The following is a 19,510-nucleotide window of genomic DNA, read 5'->3' on the forward strand; positions in this document are numbered from 1 at the left end:
CAGGCGCTCCCGCAAACGTTGACCGTCGCGCCTGAGTGTAGCTGCTGAGCTCGGAGGGATAGCTTAAAGGGATAGCTCAGTCACCTCCCGGTGCCAGCAACAGATTAGGCGCCGGACGCTGGTAGCCTTCCTGCTCCAGGCGCATGTCCAGCAGAAGGCTGGTCAGGTCTGTGGAGAGCGCTTCGGCCTCGGCGTCGTTTTCCAGGTAAAGCAGTTTCAGGTAGCTGCGGCAGCCGGGGCAGACCTCCGCGCGTATGGGTGCCTGATTGGCGGCGTGACGGTCGTCATCGAGGCTTACGTATTCAAGGCCTTTGCTTTGTTCGCAATACACGCATTTGACCCGCACCACATGCCATTCGCAGGCACACAGCGAGCACACCAGATACCGCAAGCCGTTGTACTTGCCGCGGTGTCGAATCACCCCGGCCATGGCCGGCGAACCGCAGGCCGGGCATTGGCTGAGGCTGTCACCGGGTTTCAACGCAAGGTCCGGTGTGCTCAGCAACCAATGACTCCAGGCCACTTGCAACGCCGCGCCGAGAAACGGCACCACCGCGGCGGGCAGCAAGGTGAACTGGCCGCTGACCAGCGCAATCGCCCAGGCCTTGCGCTGCCCGACGTTGGCGCTGCGCAACATCGCCACGGCTTTTTCCACGGCCGGTTGCGGCGGTGGCTGGTAACACTGCAACAGGGCTTCGAGGTAAGGCAGCCAATGGTCTTCGCGCACCAGGCTGTCGGCAGCGAACGGCGGCAAGCCGTGTTGCTGGCACACGCGCAGACGTTCGGGATCGGGCATGGCGGTGACGGGCGGGTCGTCCATCAGTCCCTGCTGCACGTGGCACAGGCCGGTCACCAGCCGCAGGTAATCGGCCAGCGGATGGCCGTCGACCAGACGCTCCAGGCGCAAGGCGCGCAAGGTGAACAGGTTGTTCGGGGGCAGGTGCAGGAACGGCGGCGAACTCGCCGCCGCTTCGATCTCGCCAGGCTCAAGAATCGTCGCCAAGGGGTTATCCTTTTTTGTTGATCGGCCGGTCGGGGTGCTCGTCGCGGGTCACTTCGCGGTACCAGAGTTCATGGTGTCTCCTCGCCCAGGCGCGGCTGACCCAGCCATGCGTCATGGCGCTGACCGCCCCCCTGATCCAGATGCCGGCATAGATGTGAACGATGATGCTCAGCACCAGGATCAAACCCGCCAACGCATGCAGCAGCATGGCCCAACGAATGCTGGTGATGCCGAAGTACTCGCTGAAATATTCGCGCCAGATCACCAAGCCGCTGAACAACAGCACCAGCATGCATATCAGCAAAATCCAGAACAGCAGCTTTTGCCCCGGGTTGTACTTGCCGATCGCGGGCACGCCTTCTTCTTCGTTGCGGATCACCCGCCCGACACGTCGCAGCCACAAGCGATCGTTAGTGATAAAAATGTTCGCCCGGAAAAATTGAATCACCAAGCCCAGGAACAGGACGAACATCACCACGCCCATGAACGGATGCAGAATGCGCGTCCACGGCCCACCGCCAAACAGGTTGCTCAGCCAGAACAGTGCCGGGTGGAACAACGCCAGCCCCGACAGTGCCGCCATCAAGAAGAAAATCGCCACCAGCCAGTGATTGGTGCGCTGGTTCGAGGTGTAGCGCAGGATCTGTCTGCGGATCATGGTCTGTCCTCCCCGCGCGGATCAAAGGTATGTACCGACGGATCGACTTCATGCACCGCAGGGTCAACGGTGGTCGGCAGTTCGTCCTCCTCGACCAATTGCGGCCCGATCCGCACGTAGTGGAAGAACCCGGCCAGCACCGCCAAGCCCATGGCCAGCAATCCCAAGGGTTTGCTCACGCCTTTCCACAGGTCCACCAACGGACTGATGGTCGGAGCGCTCGGCAGGCCGGCATACAACTTCGGTGTGTCGGCGTGGTGCAACACGTACATGACGTGGGTGCCGCCGACACCTTCGGGGTCATACAGGCCAGCATTGTCGAAGCCACGACTCTTGAGGTCGACGATCCTTTCGGCCGCATGATCTTTCATGTCTTCCTTGGTACCGAACACAATGGCGCCCGTCGGGCAGGTTTTGACGCAGGCCGGCTCCAGCCCCACCGCCACGCGGTCCGAGCACAATGTGCATTTGTAGGCCTTGTGATCCTTTTGCGAGATTCGCGGAATATCGAACGGGCAACCGGTGATGCAATACCCGCAGCCGATGCAATGGTCCTGGTCGAAATCGACGATGCCATTGGCGTGCTTGATGATTGCCCCCGGGCTCGGGCACGCGGCCAGGCAACCGGGCTCGGCGCAGTGCATGCAACCGTCCTTGCGAATCAACCACTCCAGATTGCCGGCGGCGGTTTCGTGTTCGGTGAAGCGCATCAAGGTCCAGGTTTCTGCGCTCAGGTCCCGGGGGTTGTCGTAGGTGCCGAGGTTGTGACCGACCTCGTCGCGCAACTCGTTCCATTCCGAACAGGCGACCTGACACGCCTTGCAGCCGATGCACTTGGTGGTGTCGATCAGCTTGGCCACTTCCTCCTGGTTGCGCACCGAGGACGGGACGGTCGTGGTGGCCGAACGGGCGATGATGTCTTGGCTGGCCATTTAGACTTTCTCCACGTTGACCAGGAATGACTTGGATTCCGGGGTCTGAGTGTTGCCATCGCCGAGGAACGGCACCAGGGTGTTGGTCAGGTAACCGTGGCGCGTGAGCCCGGTAAAACCCCAGTGCAGCGGGATACCGATCTGGTGCACCACCTGATTGTTGACCTGCAGCGGACGAATCCGCTTGGTCACCACCGCCACCGCTTCTATGTGCCCGCGCTTGCAACTGACACGAACCCGGTCGCCAGCGACGATGCCTTTTTCCTTGGCCAGCACCTCACCGATCTCGACGAACTGCTCGGGTTGGGAAATCGCGTTGAGCTCGCAATGCTTGCTCCAGAAGTGGAAATGCTCGGTCAGCCGGTAGCTGGTTGCGGCATAGGGATAGTCCTTGGCTACGCCTAAGGTCTCCCAGACCGAATCGAAGATCCGCGCCGCCGGGTTGCTGGTGGCTTTCTTGTTTTGCGGGTGCAACGGGTTGATCCCGATCGGCGTTTCGAACGGTTCGTAGTGCTCGGGGAAAGGTCCTTCGTTCATCTTGTCGACGGCAAAGAACCGCGCCACGCCTTCGGGGTTCATGATGAACGGATTCATCCCGGCTTCCGGTGGCGAGTCGGACTTGAAGTCAGCCACATCGGTACCACCCCAGGATTTACCGTTCCACCACACCAGGCGTTTTTTCTCGTCCCACGGCTTGCCTTGCGGGTCGCACGAAGCGCGGTTGTAGAGAATCCGCCGATTCGCCGGCCAGGCCCAGGCCCAGCCCTGGTGTTGCTTCATGCCATACGGATCGCTGTTGTCGCGCCGGGCCATCTGGTTACCCGCCTCTGTCCAGCTGCCGCAGAAAATCCAGCAACCGGAAGCCGTGCTGCCGTCGTCCCTGAGCAGGCCGAAACCGGCCAGTTGCGCGTTGCCCTTGATCGTCGCGCCGTTAGCGTCGGTGAAATCGGCGGTGGCATAGCCGTTGATTTCCTTGGCCAGCTCTTCCGGCGAGGGCTCTTCGGCGATTTTGTAGGGCCAGGACAGTTTGAGGATCGGCTCGGCATAAGCGCCGCCGTTGGCCTGGTAACGCTGACGCAGACGGATAAACAGCTCGCTCATGATCCGTATATCGGTGCGCGCTTCGCCTGGGCCGTCGGCGCCTTTCCAGTGCCATTGCAGCCAGCGGCTGCTGTTGACCAGCGAGCCGTCTTCTTCGGCGAAACAAGTGGTGGGCAGGCGAATCACTTCGGTCTGGATGCCGGCGGTTTCAACGTCGTTGTACGGCCCGACATTGCGCCAGAACTCCGAGGTCTCGGTGGCCAGCGGGTCCATCACCACCAGCCACTTGAGCTTGGCCAACGCCGCCATCACCCGGTTTTTGTCGGGTAGCGCGGCGATGGGGTTGAAGCCCTGGCACATGTAGCCGTTGACCTTGCCCTGGCTCATCAGGTCGAACACTTTGAGGATGTCGTAGTTCGGGATGTCCAGTTTCGGCAGATAGTCAAAAGCCCAGCGGTTTTCCAGCGTGGCGTTCGCGCCGTACCAGGCTTTCATCAGGCTGACGTGGAACTTGCCGTAGTTCTGCCAATAGGACAGTTGCCCCGGCCGCAACGGCAGTTGCGTGCGTTTGGTGATATAGGCGCTGTAATCCTGCTCCGCATCCTGCGGCAACGTCAGATAACCCGGCAGCGCATTGGACAGCAAGCCGAGGTCGGTCAGCCCCTGGATGTTGGAGTGCCCGCGCAAGGCATTGACGCCCCCGCCCGGCATGCCGACGTTGCCCAGCAGCAATTGCACCATGGCGGCGCTGCGAATGATCTGCGAACCGATCGAGTGCTGAGTCCAGCCCAGCGCGTAGAGAATCGTCATGGTCTTGCCCGGTTGCGAGCAAGTGGCGATTTCTTCCCAGATCTTCTGCATGGCATCGACGGGCATGCCACAAATCTGGCTCGCCAGTTCGATGGTGTAGCGGCTGTAATGGGTCTTCATCAATTGATAGACGCAACGCGGGTCGTGCAGGGTCGGGTCGACTTTGACAAAGCCGTCATCACCAATTTCATAACCCCAGCCAGACTTGTCCGTGTAGATGCGTTTGGCCGCGTCGTAGCCGCTGAAGATCCCGTCCTCGAAGCCAAACCCGGCTTTGACGATGAATGACACGTCGGTATAGGCGCGTACGTACTCGTGCTGGATTTTGTTTTCGGTCAGCAGGTAATTGATCAGCCCGCCCATGAAGGCGATGTCGGTGCCGGTGCGGATCGGCGCGTAATAGTCGGCCACCGAGGCGGTCCGGGTAAAACGCGGATCGACCACGATCAAGCGTGCCTTGTTGTGCGCCTTGGCTTCGGTCACCCATTTGAAGCCGCACGGGTGCGCTTCTGCTGCGTTGCCGCCCATCACCAGGATCAGATTCGCGTTACCGATATCGGTCCAGGTATTGGTCATGGCACCACGGCCGTACGTTGGGGCAAGACTTGCCACCGTCGGGCCGTGTCAGACACGCGCCTGGTTATCGAACCCCAGCATGCCGAGACTGCGAATGACTTTGTGGGTGATATAACCCGCTTCGTTGGACGACGCCGAGGCCGCGAGGAAACCGGTGGTCAGCCAGCGGTTCACCGTTTGGCCCTGGGTATTCTTCTCGATGAAGTTGGCGTCGCGGTCGGCCTTCATCAGGTCGGCAACGCGATCGAGCGCTTCATCCCAGGAGATGCGCGTCCACTCGGTGGTGCCGGGTTTGCGCACTTGCGGGTATTGCAGGCGGCCGGGACTGTGAATGAAGTCGAGCAGGCCGGCACCTTTGGGGCACAGGGTGCCGCGATTGACCGGGTGGTCGGAATCGCCTTCGATGTGGATGATGTTTTGCGCGACGTTCTTCGCTGCATCGCCCTGGCTGTACATGATCAAGCCGCAGCCGACCGAGCAATACGGGCAGGTGTTGCGGGTTTCATGGGTGTGGGCAAGCTTGAAGTGGCGCACCTGCTCGGCGAAGGCAGTCGCGGGGGCCATGCCCAGCGCGCCGAGGCTCGAGCCCGCAAGGCCGATACCAGCGACCTTGAAGAACTGACGACGGTTGAGGTCCATCGTGCACTCCTGTCAGGTGGAGACCCGGTATTTTTGCCGGGTTTTTCTGGACAATCACGGTTGTGGCAGTCTGGCTGCCGACACTTGAAACTGTAGACAATGTTAGAACTGACTGTGTGAAAACCGACCATCGGGCAATCCCAAGGCGTAAGCCATCACACACCCTGTGGGAGTGAGCCTATGTGGCGAGGGGATTTATCCCCGTTCGGCTGCGAAGCAGTCGTAAACCATCGTGTGCGGAGTACTTGGCACACCGCGGTTTTCGATTTCGGGGCCGCTTCGCAGCCCAACGGGGATAAATCCCCTCGCCACATAGGCTCGCTCCCACAGGGGCTTGGCGCTTATCATTGCCCCACGTTCAACCCCGCTTTTTATGAGACTGAGCATGACTTTCGATTTTGATCAGGTGTTCGACCGCCACAACACCGGCAGTACCAAATGGAGCCGTTACCCGGCCGACGTGTTGCCGATGTGGGTGGCCGACATGGACTTCTGCGCACCGCCGGTGATCATCCAGGCCCTGCAAAAACGTCTGGAACACCCGATGCTCGGCTACAGCGTGGCCCAGGACGACTTGCGCGATGCCATCGTCGCCGACCTCTGGAACAAGTACGCCTGGCGCGTATTGCCTGAGGAACTGATTTTCCTGCCGGGCGTGGAATCGGGGTTCAACATGGCGCTGAATGCGCTGGTGCAGCCGCAACAAAACGTTGTGGTGCAGGTCCCGAACTACCCGCCGCTGCGCCATGCGCCGGGGCACTGGGGGCTGAACAAGGTTGAACTCGAATTCGACGCGTTGGCGGACGGCACTTACGCCACGCCACTTGATGCCCTGAATCGGGCGCTGACCGGTGGCGGTGCGCTGCTGCTGAGCAACCCGCACAACCCGCTAGGCAAAGTCTTCCCGCGAGAAGAACTGCAAGCGGTTGCCAACATCTGTCTGGAGCAGGACGCCTGGATCATCTCGGACGAGATTCATGCCGAGCTGTGTTTCGACGGGCGCGTGCACATTCCGACGGCCTCTCTGAGCCCGGAAATCGCCAAGCGCACCATCACGCTGATGTCGGCGAGCAAGGCCTACAACATTGCCGGGCTGAAAACATCGTTCATGATCATTCAGGACTCGGCGTTGCGTGCAAAGGTCAACCACGCCCGCTGCGGCATGGTCGACAGCGTCAACCCGCTGGGCATGGAAGCGACGCGCGTCGCCTACAGCGAAGCCGGCCCTTGGCTGGCCGGGTTGAAGGCGTATCTGCAAGGCAATCGGGATTATCTGGTGGACGCGGTCAACACCCGACTGCCGGGAGTGACCATGAATATCCCGCAAGGCACGTACCTGGCGTGGCTCGATTGCTCGGCGCTGGGACTGGAGAACCCGCAGCAGTTTTTCCTTGAGCAAGCCAGGGTCGGTTTGAGCCCTGGCCTGGATTTCGGCGATGCCAACAAACAGTTCGTGCGCCTGAATTTCGGCTGCCCACGGTCGTTGCTGGAAGAAGGCATTGCGCGGATGGAACGCAGCTTGCTCAATCGCAAAGCCTGATGATGATCGTTCCTACGCTCCGCGTGGGAACGATCGGCGACAAGAGTGACCATCACGGAAATCCAACCGAACTCAAGGCAAAACACCAGGGTCAACCCTTTGATTCCTCTGCCTTGAGAACGGAGATTTCGCAATGACTTCCTATCCAAAACCACCCTTCCCTAAGCAAAGCCAGCCTGTCCCCGGTTCCCAAAATAAAATGGACCCGTACCCCGACTGTGGCGAACAAAGCTACAAGGGTTCAGGCCGACTGGACGGCAAGATCGCCCTGATCACCGGCGCCGACAGTGGCATCGGTCGCGCCGTCGCCATCGCCTTCGCCCGTGAAGGCGCGGATGTCGTCGTCGCCTACCTCAATGAACATGAAGACGCACAGGAAACCGCACGCTGGGTCGAACACGCCGGCCGGCAGTGTCTGTTATTGCCCGGTGACCTTGCGCAGAAAGCCCACTGCCAGGCACTGGTGGACAAGACGGTCGAACGTTTTGGCCGAATCGATGTGCTGGTCAACAACGCCGCGTTCCAGATGAGCCACGAAAACCTCGAGGACATCCCGGACGAAGAATGGGTGATGACCTTCGACGTCAACATCACCGCTATTTTCAGGCTCTGTCAGGCCGCGTTGAAGCACATGAAACCCGGCAGTTCGATCATCAACACCAGTTCGGTCAATTCCGACATGCCCAAACCGACCCTTTTGCCGTACGCCACGACCAAAGGCGCGATTGCCAACTTCACCGCTGGCCTGGCGCAGATGCTGGGGCCGAAGAACATTCGGGTGAACTGCGTGGCACCGGGGCCGATCTGGACACCGTTGATTGTCTCGACCATGCCCACTGAAGAGGTTCAGGACTTCGGCGGCCAAACCCCGCTCGGACGGCCGGGCCAGCCGGTGGAAGTAGCGCCGATTTATGTGTTGCTGGCATCGGATGAGGCCAGTTACATCACGGGCCAGCGGTACGGGATCACCGGCGGTAAGCCGATGCTTTGAATGCAATGCTCATGTGGGACCGGTACTTCAGGCACACACTTGTGGCGAGGGGGCTTGCCCCCGTTGGGTCGCGAAGCGGCCCTGCTTTTCTTCAGCTAAAACGCATGAATTACGACTGCTCCGCAGCCGAACGGGGGCAAGCCCCCTCGCCACAAGTGTGTGCCTGCCTCGATATTTCATTTAGCGCACAGGAGTCACGACGGCTCATGAGCAATCACCGATATCTTGCCGTTGCGCTCCAGGATCGCGAACTTGATCTGCTCAAGGGTTTCGATGCCCTGGCTCGAGCGTGCCGCCTCCATGATGTCGGCCTCGATCAATCGCGCGTGGTGCAGGCGTTTGTGCAGAACCTTGCCGTTCTCGACGATGATCGTCGGTCCGCCATCGATCAACTGCGATACCCATTGCGAGCGCTGTTTGAGCAACGACAGGCCGACGTCGATGACAATCAGCGTGACGATCACCAGCATCGAATTGGTCAAGGAAAAGTCATCGCCCAGTAACGCCTGCTGAGTCGCCTCACCCATGATCATCAACAGCACAAAATCGAATGTCGTCAGTTCGGCCAGGGAGCGTCTACCGGCAATCTTGAACAGCACCATCAGCGCCAGATATATCGCAGCCGCGCGCAATACCGAGTCCATAGGTCACCTAAGGAAAAATGAATTGATCGATGTTCACTGGCATGGCGCCAGGTGATGCAACGCGGCTGCGAAACAGTCCCAGCCCATCGCCGCGAAACGTCAGGTAAAGGTTCGCCTGGCCCTGAGCGTCGGTTTGCACCCACAACCTCATGCCGTGCCCGGCACTGATGGCGCGCAGGGGTTGTGGTTGCACGGTTTCAATGTTGAAACCGTCCAGCAGCGCGCCGGTCAGTTCCAGCTCAACCGTGGCATTGGGCGCACCGCTCAGGCTGATCTGCATCGGATTGGTCGATCCGTGGCGGTGGAACATCTCGTATTGCACCCGGACCTTGCCATCGTCGCCCTGAACGTCCCGGGTACTCAGCGGCCCGCGTGAAAACAGGCCGAGCAACGCCAGCAACACCACCAACGCCAGGAAGTACCAGCCCCAACGCTCGAATTGCCAGACCTTGACCTGATGCGCCATGTCTTCGCGCACGGGATAGTCGCGGCTGTGGTAATCGGTCTGGCCGGATTCATCATTCATCGAGTGCGCCCTGCCCTTGCTCACCGGCCAATGCCTGTTGGTGGAAGTGCGGCAGCAACTTCAGCGCGTGCTCCGCGGCCAATAACTGCACCTCACTGCGTGTACCGGAAAACCGCACCTGTCGGCTGAAAACACATCGTCCCTGGCCGGTCTGATAGGCCCAGGCGAAACAAATGGTGCCAGCCGGGATGCCATCGATGTCTTCCGGCCCGAGGATGCCGGTGGTCGCCACCGCAACATTGGCCGTGCTGTCGCGCAGCGCACCCACGGCCATTTCCTGAGCGACTTCACAACTGGTGAGATTGAATGTTTCGATCGTCTTCGGGTTGACGTGGAGCAAGCGCTGTTTCGCTTCGGTGGAATAGACCACGTACCCGCATTCGATCGACTCCCCGCTGTGCGGGACCTCCGCCAGCAGCGTGACGATTTTCCCGGCGGTACAAGACTCTGCGGTGGTCAGCAGCAAGTCGTTTTGACGCAAGTATTCGACCACGGATTGGCTGACGTTCATGGCACATCATCCAGAAAGGAGAGCTGCTCGGTTGACCTTGCGCGTTCGCAAACATTCCCTCTATCCGACCACGCCCGGCTTTGGGATAAAAAACTGAACCCCTGTCAAAACTCGCCTCTCAATACGTTTAGGGCCCCCTGCTACGGGCCGCTCCAGATCCGGAGGTCATCATGTCCGCACCTATCGTCAAGCTGTTCACCCAACCGAACTACGTATGGACGGATATCCGCAAGGAAGAGGAAGCGCATCCATGCCACTACCTCGCCCATTTATTGTTGCTCGCCATGATTCCCGCCGTGTGCCTGTTTGTTGGCACCACCTACGTCGGCTGGAGCCTGGTCGAAAACGAACTCGTCAAGCTCAGCACCGCCAGCGCGCTACAGCTCTGCGTGTTGCTCTACGTGACCATCGTCGTCGGCGTGGCGTTGATGGGGCTGTTTATCCGCTGGATGTCGCGCACCTTCGACGCACGGCCGACCGTCAACCAATGCATCGGCTTTGCCGCTTACACCGTGACCCCGTACTTCCTCGCCGGCATTGCCGGTTTGTACCCCAGCCGCTGGCTGGCGATTGTGGTGCTGGGCGCAGCGTCGATCTATTCGACGTTTCTGCTGTTCGTCGGCTTGCCGACCTTTATGCATGAACGCAAGGAACAAGGCTTGCTGAACGCCGCTTGCGTCTGGGGCGTCGGCCTGCTGGTGCTGGTCACCCTCCTGGTCTCGATGATCCTGCTATGGTTCAACGTATTGACGCCTGAATACCTGCGCACGACCGTCGGTTGATGGCAGAGGCATCGCGGCAGGCACCCAACGAGTACCGAGCATGAGCTTTATTCTATGGGTGGCGGTGTTGGGTGCGGTGCTGCTGACACTGGCATTGACCTCTTCGTACCTGCGCTGGATGCCGGTGACCACGTCGGCGGTGTGCCTGGTGCTGGGCGCCGCCATCGGTCCCGCGGGGCTGGGGCTATTGAAACTGGACACCGAAGAAGCGTCCATCTGGATGGAGCACCTGACGGAAGTCGCGGTGCTGTTTTCATTGTTTGTCTGCGGTTTGAAGTTGCGCTTGCCGCTCAGGAACGAAAACTGGCGCATCGCCTACGGCCTGGCCGGCCCGGTCATGGTGTTGACCATTGCCGGGGTCAGCCTGTTGCTGCATTACGGCTTCGAATTGTCCTGGGGCGCGTCCGTGTTGATCGGCTCGATTCTGGCGCCCACCGACCCGGTACTCGCCGCCCTGGTGCAAGTCAACGACGCCCGGGATGACGACAGCGTGCGCTTCGGGCTGTCGGGTGAAGCCGGGCTCAATGACGGGATCGCCTTCCCGTTCGTTATCCTTGGCCTGCTGCTGGTGCAACAAGACGGTAACCCCGGCTGGCTGAGGGACTGGGTGCTGAGCAGTCTGTTGTGGGCAGTCCCGGCCGGTTTGCTCACCGGCTACTGGATGGGCCGTGGCATTGGCCGCCTGACCTTATTGATGCGCATCAAAAATGACGACAGTACCCTTTCCCCGAACGATTACCTGGCCCTCGCCTTGATTGCCCTGGCGTATGTCGGGGCCGAGTGGATTCACGGTTATGGCTTCTTGTCGGTGTTCGCCGCCGGTCTGGGTTTGCGCCACGAAGAGGTCAAATCCACAGGCGACGACGAGCTTCCCGCCGAGCATCTGGTTCAGCCCGTGGTGGGACATCAGAACGTCGAGCCGCAACATGCGGTTCATGGTGATACCGCAAGCCTTGAGGACACGCAGGTCGCTGCAGGCATCATGATGGGCGACATGCTCGCCTTTGGCAGTCTGGTGGAACGGGCCATGGAAGTGTTTCTGATGACGCTGCTCGGCGTGGTGTTGATGGCTCACTGGGATTGGCGTGCGTTGCCGATCGCCGGCGCGCTGTTCTGCCTGATACGACCCCTTTGCGTCGTCGCCATGCCTTGGGGCCGTTTGCTCAACGGCCACCAGCGCATGCTGATTGGCTGGTTCGGCATACGCGGCATCGGCAGTCTGTATTACCTGTTTTATGCCGTGAATCATGGGTTGGGCGATTCGATAGCAACGTTATGTATCGACCTGACGTTATCCGTGGTTGCGCTCAGCATTCTGTTCCACGGCATCAGTACTCAACCGATCCTGGCTCGGTATGAACGGCAAAAAAATCAACTTTTTTGATATGGCCGTGAATGTTTGCCGCATGAGTTATCGAATTTCTTCGCTGATAAATTTGAAATCCTTGAGCAATCCCGCAGGTCACAACCTTAATCCCGCTCGGCTTTTGCACGGCGGGACGTGTCGGGTTCGGGCCCCTGCGGCATCGATCCCTATCAAAAAGAACTTCGAAAAAATCAGGTGCTGGTCATGGTTCACTATTCCACCTCCGATGAAATCAAAGCCTGCCGGGCTTTCGCCCTGGAACGTAATCATCAAATGTTTGAAGAGGCCCAGGCACTCAGCCGCAGCGCCTTCGCGTTACTGGAGGGCGGCGACATGGATGTGAACCAGTTCGATCGCTATCAGGCCTTGCGCAGAAAGGCCGACATGAAGTTCGAGGAGGCGATCGAGCACTTGCGGCTGCTCAACGAAAATTTCCCGCCTGTCTCGATATCCACGCAAAACGCACATCGTTCGCTCCAGCAGCCGGAATCCATATCCTGAACTGGAAAAGCCCGGCACAGTCGCCGGGCTTTTTTTGACTGAAAAAACATCAATGCTCCACTGCGAACTGCATGAGTCAATTTCCAGGCTCATGCAGGCTGCATGACCCCAGTTCGCCATCAGTCACTCCAACCTATTGTTTTATAAACACGTTATCGCACTGGCAAACCGGCACGACAAATGCTCAGAGACTATGAGCGACTTTCGGCCTTGAGACCGTTCGCGCTCACCCCCTGACATGTGGAGAGACTCGACCATGAACGCTATAGACCTGTTGAAAGCTGACCATGAACGCGTAAAAGGCATCCTGACCCAATTAAGCGAATCCACCGAACGTGGTGTTAAAAAACGCGGCGAGTTGCTGGCCAAGCTGGAAATGGAGGTTGCCATCCATACCCGCCTCGAAGAAGAAGTCTTGTACCCGGCCTACAAGAAAGCCGGGGGCAAGGAGCAGGACGTCATGTATTACGAAGCCAAGGAAGAACACCGCACCGTAGATTCGCTGGTGCTGCCAGACTTGAAGGCCACCGACCCGACCACTCCGGAATTTGCCGGTCGGGTGAAAGTGATCAAGGAACTGCTGGAACATCACATCGAAGAAGAGGAAACCGAGATGTTTCCTCAGGCCAAGAAGCTGCTGGGCAAAGCCACCCTGGAAGAGTTGGGCGCGCAGATGGAAAGTTTGAAAGTTCAGTACAAGAAGGAGATGAGTGCAGGCAATATGGCGGCTTGATGTACCGTCATGCTGTTTGGTTGATTACTCGCTTACCCATTGATCGTTCCCACGCTCTGCGTGGGAATGCCGCCGGGGACGCTCCGCGTTCCGCTGCGCAACGGTGACGCGGAGCGTCACAGGATGCATTCCCACGCAGAGCGTGGGAACGATCAGGAAACGATAAGGAAAAAGCTGCGAACACTCGCTTCTCATGCAGCCAAACGCCGAGCATGCGTAATCACTTCATGGTCGAGGCGATGATTTCCACCAGATTGAGCTGGGTAAAGGGTTTGGACAGACGCGGCAGTCTGGTCGCAAAACCTTCCAGACGCTCGGCGTAACCGGTAGCAAGAATGATCGGCAGGTCCGGCTTTTTAGTGCGGATAGCTTGCGCCAGTTGTGCGCCGTTCAACTGCGGCATGGCCATGTCGGTGATGACCAGGTCGATCGCTGCTTCGGCGTCGAATACTTCCAGCGCTTGCGCCCCGGACGTCGCACTGACCACCCGATGCCCCAGGTCTTCGAGTAACAGGCAGGTACTGGTCAACACCAGGCTATCGTCATCCACCACCAACACGCATAGACGGGGCACCGGCGGTGCGGTCTCCTCGGCAACGGGCCTGGCAACCGTACCGGTCGTGGCGACGGGTATCCACAATTCGGCGACGGTGCCTATGTCCTTCTGGCTCTTGAGGACGAATCGCCCACCCAATTGCTCGATGTAGCCATGCACCATCGAAAGCCCCAGTCCCGTGCCTTTGCCAATACCTTTGGTAGTAAAGAACGGGTCCATTGCCGAACCGAGCGTGGTTTCATCCATGCCCTCCCCCGTATCGCTGACGCTCAGGCACACATACCGGCCTGGCAGCAGGGATAACTGCGGTTGATCCACGGTTTCTTCGGTCTTGGTGCTGATGACGATTTTCCCGCCATGAGGCATCGCATCACGGGCATTGGTTACCAGGTTCAACACCGCCAGCTCAAGCTGATTGACATCCGCCAGGACCGGTTCGAGTTCTGGTGAAAAGCGGGTTTCGAGCACCACGGACGGCCCGAGCGAGCTGCGCAACAGGCCAATGATGCCTTGCACCAGCGCCGGGATCTCAACAGGTTCGGCTTTGAGTTCCTGACGCCTGGCAAACGCCAGCATGCGCTGGGTCAGGGAGACACCGCGCAAGGCGCCCTGGGTGGCATTGTCCACCAGTCGGGTAATTTTCGGATCCTCTCCCACTCGTTTGCGCACGATTTCCAGATTGCCGAGGATGACCGTCAGCAAATTGTTGAAGTCGTGGGCAATGCCACCGCTGAGTTGGCCAATGGCCTGCATTTTCTGCGCCTGGAACAGCGCTTCGCGGGTTTGCTCCAGCGTCTGCTGGGCTTGCGTGACTTCGGTGATATCACGGGTGATCTTGGCGAATCCGAGCAAAGTGCCGGTTTCGCCCCAAATCGGATCGACCACGACATTGGCCAGGAATCGCGTACCGTCCTTGCGCACGCGCCAGCCTTTGTTTTCGAACCGCCCTTCTCGCACGGCAATATCCAGGGTCCGTTGCGGTTCGCCGGCCTCGCGGTCTTCCGGGGTGTAGAACATCGAGAAGTGCTTGCCGATGACTTCTTCAGGCAAATAACCCTTGATGCGCTGGGCTCCGGGATTCCAGTTGGTCAGGCGGCCATCCGGGGCGAGCATGTAGATGGCGTAATCAGTGACGCTTTGAACCAGCAGGCGGAACTGCTGCTCGCTTTGCTTGAGGACTTCTTCGGCCATCTTGCGATCGGTCAGGTCGCGGGTAATCTTGGCAAACCCGAGCAACTTACCCGACGGGTCGAGAATCGGGTCAATGACCACGTGGCACCAGAAATGCGTGCCGTCCTTGCGAACCCGCCAGCCTTCCCCCTCGAAACGCCCCTCCCTGATCGCCGTGTCCAGTGCCCGCTGGGGCAAACCGGCACGGCGATCCTCTTCGGTATAAAACCGCGAAAAGTGCTGGCCGAGGATTTCGAACTCCTCGTACCCCTTGAAACGCCTGGCGCCGCTGTTCCAGCTGGTGATGATGCCATCGGGATCAATCATGTAGATCGCGTAGTCAATCACAGCATCGATCAACAGGCGAAAACGACTGTCGTCGATGGCATTGGCTTTGGTCCGATCTTCGTTCATTGATCCCTCTTGATATGCCCGGTTTTTTGGGAGTATGCGACAAACCACGCATTTGGAAAGTCGGAAAAACGTACTCGTCGCCCAGCATTATCGATTCACGTGCTTGACGATGATGTGGACGTACACATGGTTGTAGACGAATTTCGGACTCAGAGTGTGCATTTACTGCGCAGCTACCGACATATCTCGACTTCCAACGGCCTCGGAGCAATCGACCACCAGCGCGGCAGTAGCTGCTTGACCTTGCTGTCGCCAAACCGGTCATCAATCAACATCACCACCCCTTGGTCCTGCTGGGTGCGGATCACCCTCCCCGCCGCCTGCACCACTTTCTGCACGCCGGGAAACAGGTAGGTGTAGTCATAACCGGCGCCGAAAATGGCTGCCATGCGCTGCTTCAACTGCTCGTTGACCGGGTTGAGTTGCGCCAGCCCGAGGGTGGCGATAAACGCTCCGATCAGTCGCGCGCCCGGCAAGTCGATGCCTTCGCCAAAAGCCCCGCCCAACACCGCGAAACCGACGCCCTGACTCTCGGCGGTGAACTGATCGAGGAAGTCCTGTCGCTGCCCTTCCCCCATACCCCGGGACTGCGACCACAGAGTGATGTCGGGATGCCGTTGGGCCAGCAACTGCGCCACTTGCTGCAAATAATCGAAACTGCTGAAAAACGCCAGGTAGTTGCCGGGGCGTTGGCTGAACTGCCGGGCGATCAGCTCGACGATCGGTGCGAGGGATGACTGGCGATGGACAAACCGTGTGGAGATCTGGCTGACGATGTGCACTTGCAGCTGATCGGCGTGAAATGGCGATTCAACGTCTATCCACACCGTGTTCGCTGGCGTACCAAGCAGGTCGGCATAGTAGTGGCGAGGGCTCAGGGTCGCGGAAAACAGCACGGTGCTGCGTGCGGCCGTCAGGCGTGGGCGGATGAAGCCGGCGGGCACTACGTTGCGCAGGCACAACTGCGACAGGTTGCGTTGGCGGTCGAGGTCGCGCTTGCTGATGTCGAACAGGAACTGTTCATCAAACAGCTCGGCCACTCGGCAAAACTGCAGCATGTCGAAATAGAAATTCTGTAACGCCCCATCCAGGCCTTGCGGGTGATCGTTCAGGTAATCGCCGATGCTCGCGCTGCACGATGACAACGCCTGGAGCAGTTTTTCCGGCGCCTTGTCATAGGCCTGATAGGCGCCGAGTTGCTGGTTATGCAGGGCATTCCACTCACGATTCACCCGCTGCAAGGATTTTTTCAACGCATCGGGCGCGGTTTTTCGTACAGCGTTGAGGGTCGATTGGTCGAGGCTGGCGCTGTACATCTGCCGGCCGCGCTCCACCAGGTTGTGGGCTTCATCCACCAGCACCGCGACTTTCCAGTTATTGGCCTGGGCCAGCCCGAACAGCAGCGCGCTGAAGTCGAAATAGTAGTTGTAATCGGCGACCACCACGTCTGCCCAGCGGGCCATTTCCTGGCTCAAGTAATAAGGACAGATGTCGTGTTGCAGGGCTACCTCGCGCAAAGCGTTCTGGTTCAGCAGGGACAATTTGCTGGCCGCCTGGCGAGCGGCGGGCAAGCGATCATAAAACCCCTGGGCCAACGGGCAGGATTCGCCGTGACAGGCTTTGTCCAGATGCTCGCAGGCCTTGTCCCGGGCGATCATTTCAAGCACCCGCAAGGGTGGCGCGCCGGCGCTGTCGAGGATCACTTGCGCGGCGTCCAGCGCCAGTTTGCGCCCCGGGGTTTTCGCCGTGAGGAAGAACACCTTGTCCAGTTGCTGCGGCGCCAGGGCCTTGAGCATCGGGAACAGCGTACCGACCGTCTTGCCGATCCCCGTGGGCGCCTGTGCCATCAAGCAACGACCGGTGCTGACCGCCTTGAACACCGACTCCGCCAGATGACGCTGACCCGGTCGAAAGTCGCCATGGGGAAACGCCAGTTGTTGCGCCGCCCGATTACGCCCTTCGCGATGAGCCATTTCCTGTTCGGCCCAGTGCAGGAACAAGGCGCAATGTTGTTCGAAGAACAGCCGCAGTTGCGCGGCGCTGAAAGCCTCGACCAGGCAGGTTTCCTTTTCATTGACGATGTTGAAGTACACCAGGGCCAGATTGATCTGTGCCAGCTGCAGTTTCTCGCACATCAACCAGCCGTAAATCTTCGCCTGCGCCCAGTGCAGTTGACGGTGGTTGGCCGGTTGCTTGCTCAAGTCGCCGCGATAGGTTTTGACTTCTTCCAGGCAATTTTGCGCGGGGTCATAACCGTCGGCCCGGCCCTTTACCTTCAACGTTTGGTACAGGCCTTCAAGCGCGACTTCACTCTGGTAGCCCTCGCTGCGCCGGGACGCCACCGTACGGTGCCCGACCATCCCTTCCAGCGCCGTCGGCGAAGGCGTAAAACGCAGGTCGAGGTCACCGACCTTGGCAGTGAATTCACACAGCGCCCGCACCGCGATGCTGTAACTCAAGCGCCCTGCTCCGCCCATTGCACGTAGCAGACGGCAATCGGCATCTGGTGCTCATGACAGAACTCGAGCCAGCGCAATTGATTGTCTTGCAGGCGATCACCGGGGCCTTTGACTTCGATCATCCGGTAGGTTTTGTCCTGCGGCCAGAACTGGATCAGGTCCGGCATGCCGGCACGATTGGCCTTGATGTCCAACAGCAGTCGATTGAACCAGTGCCTGAGGTGTTCGGCCGGCAGGCAATCGAGTGCCTGATCGAGCAATTCTTCGCTCAGCACGCCCCAGAACACGAAGGGCGACTGCACGCCCCACTTGCTGGCATAGCGTTGGCGAATCGTCTGGCGGTAACGCCCGTCATCGAGTTCAGCCAGGCAGCTGTGGAACAACTCCGCGCGGCGTGCGTGAAAGTCCTCATTGAGCAGGTCCACCGGCCCACGCTGGAACGGGTGGAAAAACGCCCCCGGCAACGGCGCGAAAATCGCCGGCCAGCACAGCAGGCCAAACAACGAGTTGATCAGGCTGTTTTCGACGTAGTGCACCGGTGCCGAATCTTCCATCAAATGCGCCTGAACGTAGGATTCCACCGACAATGCCGGGTCGGTTCTGGGCAGTTGCAAGTCCAGGCGCAGCATTTCCCGTGGCGACGAGCGCTTTATCACCGGTCCGCCCAGCTTGCGCCGCAGCCTGGGCAGTACACGCAGCAATTGTTGCCGCTCGGCAGCACTTTCCGGCGCTTGCTCCACCGCAGTGGCCAGGTCCATGGCCAGTTGGTATTCACCGCAGCGCTCCAACACGCGAATCAAGCGCAGGCGCGCGCCGGGATAGGCGCACTCGCGGTAGATCGCCAGTGCGGTAGAGAAATCCGCCACACGCTCGCAGTGCTGACCGATCTGGAACAACAGTTTGCCGCGACGTCTTTGCAGCCAGGGATTGCTCAGCGCCAGCCCTTTGATCTGCTCGACAATGCCTTCCACGGGTTCGCCGGCCTCGAAACGTTGCTGGCATTCATGCAGGAAGAGGCAGGCGTCCACGTCGTCGCGGCTGCGCAGCCCTCGGGAATCGGCGCAGAACTCGACTTTTTCATAGGTGAAGATGCCAAGGTCCGCCAGTACGAACTCGGACCAGTCCTGGTAAAGATTGCCAAAAAACATCAAGCGCAGCCGGTCGCACAGGCACATGATGGTCAGGCTGAACAATCGGTCATCCAGCGACGGGCACCATTGGCCGAAGCTATGAGCCTGAGGAAACTGTTCGCTCAGCGCGGGCAGCCAATCGGTCTTTTTTCCTTTGGGTTGATCGACGGTGGCGCCAAAACACTGGAGAATTTCCGCCTTGAGCAGCACCTCGAACAGCACTTCGATCGACAGCGGCAATTGCTCATCGATCCAGCCCAGCGCCAGCAGTGGATCGGCGGCGATGCCGATGTCGCCGATCTCCAGGTAACGCAGCTTGCTCGCCCGGAAGTGATGCCCCTTGCGCATCACCATCCTGACCAGCAATGCCCTGGATTCCCGGGGCAACCGTTTGAACTCGCAAATGAAGTGTTGCTCTTCGACACTCAACAAATCGGCATAGCGATGCTCAAGCCAATCAAGCACTTGCATGAAGTTGTTCAAGTAATAGAACGGGTCGTCGAGAGGATTTGCAGTCACAGGAAAAAA

At 59.4% G+C, this 19,510-nt stretch carries 16 protein-coding genes; 6 read left to right on the forward strand and 10 right to left on the reverse strand.

Annotation, left to right across the window (positions count from 1 at the left end):
• Positions 1-76: 76 nt before the first annotated feature.
• The 4 genes from fdhE to fdnG are packed head-to-tail and all read right to left on the reverse strand — an operon-like array spanning position 77 to position 5,659.
• Positions 77-1,003: a formate dehydrogenase accessory protein FdhE gene (fdhE, locus tag PFAS1_RS26325; protein WP_076031128.1), complete on the reverse strand. Its 927-nt coding sequence runs from the start codon at positions 1,001-1,003 to the stop codon at positions 77-79.
• A 4-nt stretch (positions 1,004-1,007) separates the two neighbouring features.
• On the reverse strand, positions 1,008-1,661 hold the full coding sequence (locus PFAS1_RS26330) for a formate dehydrogenase subunit gamma (protein WP_076031129.1): 654 nt from the start codon (positions 1,659-1,661) through the stop codon (positions 1,008-1,010).
• Entirely contained in the window at positions 1,658-2,593 is a 936-nt protein-coding gene (fdxH, locus tag PFAS1_RS26335; RefSeq protein ID WP_076031130.1) for a formate dehydrogenase subunit beta, read from the reverse strand. The genes PFAS1_RS26330 and fdxH overlap by 4 nt, the downstream gene beginning before the upstream one ends.
• A complete protein-coding gene (gene fdnG / locus PFAS1_RS26340) occupies positions 2,594-5,659 on the reverse strand; it encodes a formate dehydrogenase-N subunit alpha (RefSeq protein WP_156886759.1) in 3,066 nt (1,021 codons plus the stop codon).
• A gap of 385 nt (positions 5,660-6,044) precedes the next feature.
• On the opposite strand from fdnG, the gene PFAS1_RS26350 reads away from it, so the two are divergent.
• Positions 6,045-7,199 carry a MalY/PatB family protein gene (locus PFAS1_RS26350; protein ID WP_076031133.1) on the forward strand — a complete coding sequence of 385 codons (1,155 nt, stop codon included), beginning with the start codon at positions 6,045-6,047 and terminating at the stop codon, positions 7,197-7,199.
• Positions 7,200-7,332: 133 nt separating this feature from the next.
• Complete coding sequence (locus PFAS1_RS26355) at positions 7,333-8,190, forward strand: SDR family oxidoreductase (RefSeq protein ID WP_076031134.1); 858 nt, start codon at positions 7,333-7,335, stop codon at positions 8,188-8,190.
• Between the two features lie 194 nt (positions 8,191-8,384).
• Here the strand turns inward: PFAS1_RS26355 and PFAS1_RS26360 are convergent, their stop codons facing one another.
• The 3 genes from PFAS1_RS26360 to PFAS1_RS26370 are packed head-to-tail and all read right to left on the reverse strand — an operon-like array spanning position 8,385 to position 9,871.
• Positions 8,385-8,834 (reverse strand): DUF421 domain-containing protein, encoded by a 450-nt coding sequence (locus PFAS1_RS26360; RefSeq protein WP_076031135.1) that lies wholly within the window; start codon positions 8,832-8,834, stop codon positions 8,385-8,387.
• A gap of 7 nt (positions 8,835-8,841) precedes the next feature.
• Positions 8,842-9,360 (reverse strand): hypothetical protein, encoded by a 519-nt coding sequence (locus tag PFAS1_RS26365; protein WP_076031136.1) that lies wholly within the window; start codon positions 9,358-9,360, stop codon positions 8,842-8,844.
• Complete coding sequence (locus tag PFAS1_RS26370) at positions 9,353-9,871, reverse strand: CinA family protein (protein WP_076031137.1); 519 nt, start codon at positions 9,869-9,871, stop codon at positions 9,353-9,355. Before PFAS1_RS26370 ends, PFAS1_RS26365 begins: the two co-directional genes overlap by 8 nt.
• 170 nt (positions 9,872-10,041) lie before the next feature.
• Here PFAS1_RS26370 and PFAS1_RS26375 point away from each other — a divergent pair, with 170 nt between their 5' ends.
• The 4 genes from PFAS1_RS26375 to PFAS1_RS26390 all read left to right on the forward strand — a co-directional run bounded on the left by PFAS1_RS26375 (position 10,042) and on the right by PFAS1_RS26390 (position 13,253).
• A complete protein-coding gene (locus PFAS1_RS26375) occupies positions 10,042-10,653 on the forward strand; it encodes a Yip1 family protein (RefSeq protein ID WP_074876562.1) in 612 nt (203 codons plus the stop codon).
• A gap of 40 nt (positions 10,654-10,693) precedes the next feature.
• Complete coding sequence (locus PFAS1_RS26380; RefSeq protein ID WP_076031138.1) at positions 10,694-12,037, forward strand: cation:proton antiporter; 1,344 nt, start codon at positions 10,694-10,696, stop codon at positions 12,035-12,037.
• A 186-nt stretch (positions 12,038-12,223) separates the two neighbouring features.
• Positions 12,224-12,520, forward strand: coding sequence for a hypothetical protein (locus PFAS1_RS26385; RefSeq protein ID WP_074880683.1), 297 nt, complete (start codon positions 12,224-12,226; stop codon positions 12,518-12,520).
• A 256-nt stretch (positions 12,521-12,776) separates the two neighbouring features.
• Positions 12,777-13,253, forward strand: a complete 477-nt coding sequence (locus PFAS1_RS26390) for a hemerythrin domain-containing protein (RefSeq protein ID WP_076031139.1) — start codon at positions 12,777-12,779, stop codon at positions 13,251-13,253.
• Between the two features lie 220 nt (positions 13,254-13,473).
• On the opposite strand, the gene PFAS1_RS26400 is transcribed toward PFAS1_RS26390, so the two are convergent.
• From PFAS1_RS26400 to PFAS1_RS26410, 3 genes are all read right to left on the reverse strand, one after another.
• Positions 13,474-15,393 carry a hybrid sensor histidine kinase/response regulator gene (locus PFAS1_RS26400; RefSeq protein WP_076031141.1) on the reverse strand — a complete coding sequence of 640 codons (1,920 nt, stop codon included), beginning with the start codon at positions 15,391-15,393 and terminating at the stop codon, positions 13,474-13,476.
• Positions 15,394-15,566: 173 nt separating this feature from the next.
• A complete protein-coding gene (locus PFAS1_RS26405; protein ID WP_076031607.1) occupies positions 15,567-17,852 on the reverse strand; it encodes an ATP-dependent DNA helicase in 2,286 nt (761 codons plus the stop codon).
• A complete protein-coding gene (locus PFAS1_RS26410) occupies positions 17,849-19,453 on the reverse strand; it encodes a VRR-NUC domain-containing protein (RefSeq protein ID WP_232252295.1) in 1,605 nt (534 codons plus the stop codon). The genes PFAS1_RS26405 and PFAS1_RS26410 overlap by 4 nt, the downstream gene beginning before the upstream one ends.
• Positions 19,454-19,510: the final 57 nt, after the last annotated feature.

The organism is Pseudomonas frederiksbergensis, from assembly GCF_001952935.1.
GTDB lineage: Bacteria > Pseudomonadota > Gammaproteobacteria > Pseudomonadales > Pseudomonadaceae > Aquipseudomonas > Aquipseudomonas frederiksbergensis.

Excerpts from the sequence above, each read along its gene's own strand:
- PFAS1_RS26370 (WP_076031137.1), bottom strand. The coding sequence starts at position 9,871 with ATGAACGTCAGCCAATCCGTGGTCGAATACTTGCGTCAAAACGACTTG.
- PFAS1_RS26350 (WP_076031133.1), top strand. The coding sequence starts at position 6,045 with ATGACTTTCGATTTTGATCAGGTGTTCGACCGCCACAACACCGGCAGT.
- PFAS1_RS26375 (WP_074876562.1), top strand. The coding sequence starts at position 10,042 with ATGTCCGCACCTATCGTCAAGCTGTTCACCCAACCGAACTACGTATGG.
- PFAS1_RS26355 (WP_076031134.1), top strand. The coding sequence starts at position 7,333 with ATGACTTCCTATCCAAAACCACCCTTCCCTAAGCAAAGCCAGCCTGTC.
- fdxH (WP_076031130.1), bottom strand. The coding sequence starts at position 2,593 with ATGGCCAGCCAAGACATCATCGCCCGTTCGGCCACCACGACCGTCCCG.
- PFAS1_RS26360 (WP_076031135.1), bottom strand. The coding sequence starts at position 8,834 with ATGGACTCGGTATTGCGCGCGGCTGCGATATATCTGGCGCTGATGGTG.
- PFAS1_RS26385 (WP_074880683.1), top strand. The coding sequence starts at position 12,224 with ATGGTTCACTATTCCACCTCCGATGAAATCAAAGCCTGCCGGGCTTTC.
- PFAS1_RS26390 (WP_076031139.1), top strand. The coding sequence starts at position 12,777 with ATGAACGCTATAGACCTGTTGAAAGCTGACCATGAACGCGTAAAAGGC.
- PFAS1_RS26400 (WP_076031141.1), bottom strand. The coding sequence starts at position 15,393 with ATGAACGAAGATCGGACCAAAGCCAATGCCATCGACGACAGTCGTTTT.
- PFAS1_RS26365 (WP_076031136.1), bottom strand. The coding sequence starts at position 9,360 with ATGAATGATGAATCCGGCCAGACCGATTACCACAGCCGCGACTATCCC.
- PFAS1_RS26330 (WP_076031129.1), bottom strand. The coding sequence starts at position 1,661 with ATGATCCGCAGACAGATCCTGCGCTACACCTCGAACCAGCGCACCAAT.
- PFAS1_RS26410 (WP_232252295.1), bottom strand. The coding sequence starts at position 19,453 with ATGCAAGTGCTTGATTGGCTTGAGCATCGCTATGCCGATTTGTTGAGT.
- PFAS1_RS26380 (WP_076031138.1), top strand. The coding sequence starts at position 10,694 with ATGAGCTTTATTCTATGGGTGGCGGTGTTGGGTGCGGTGCTGCTGACA.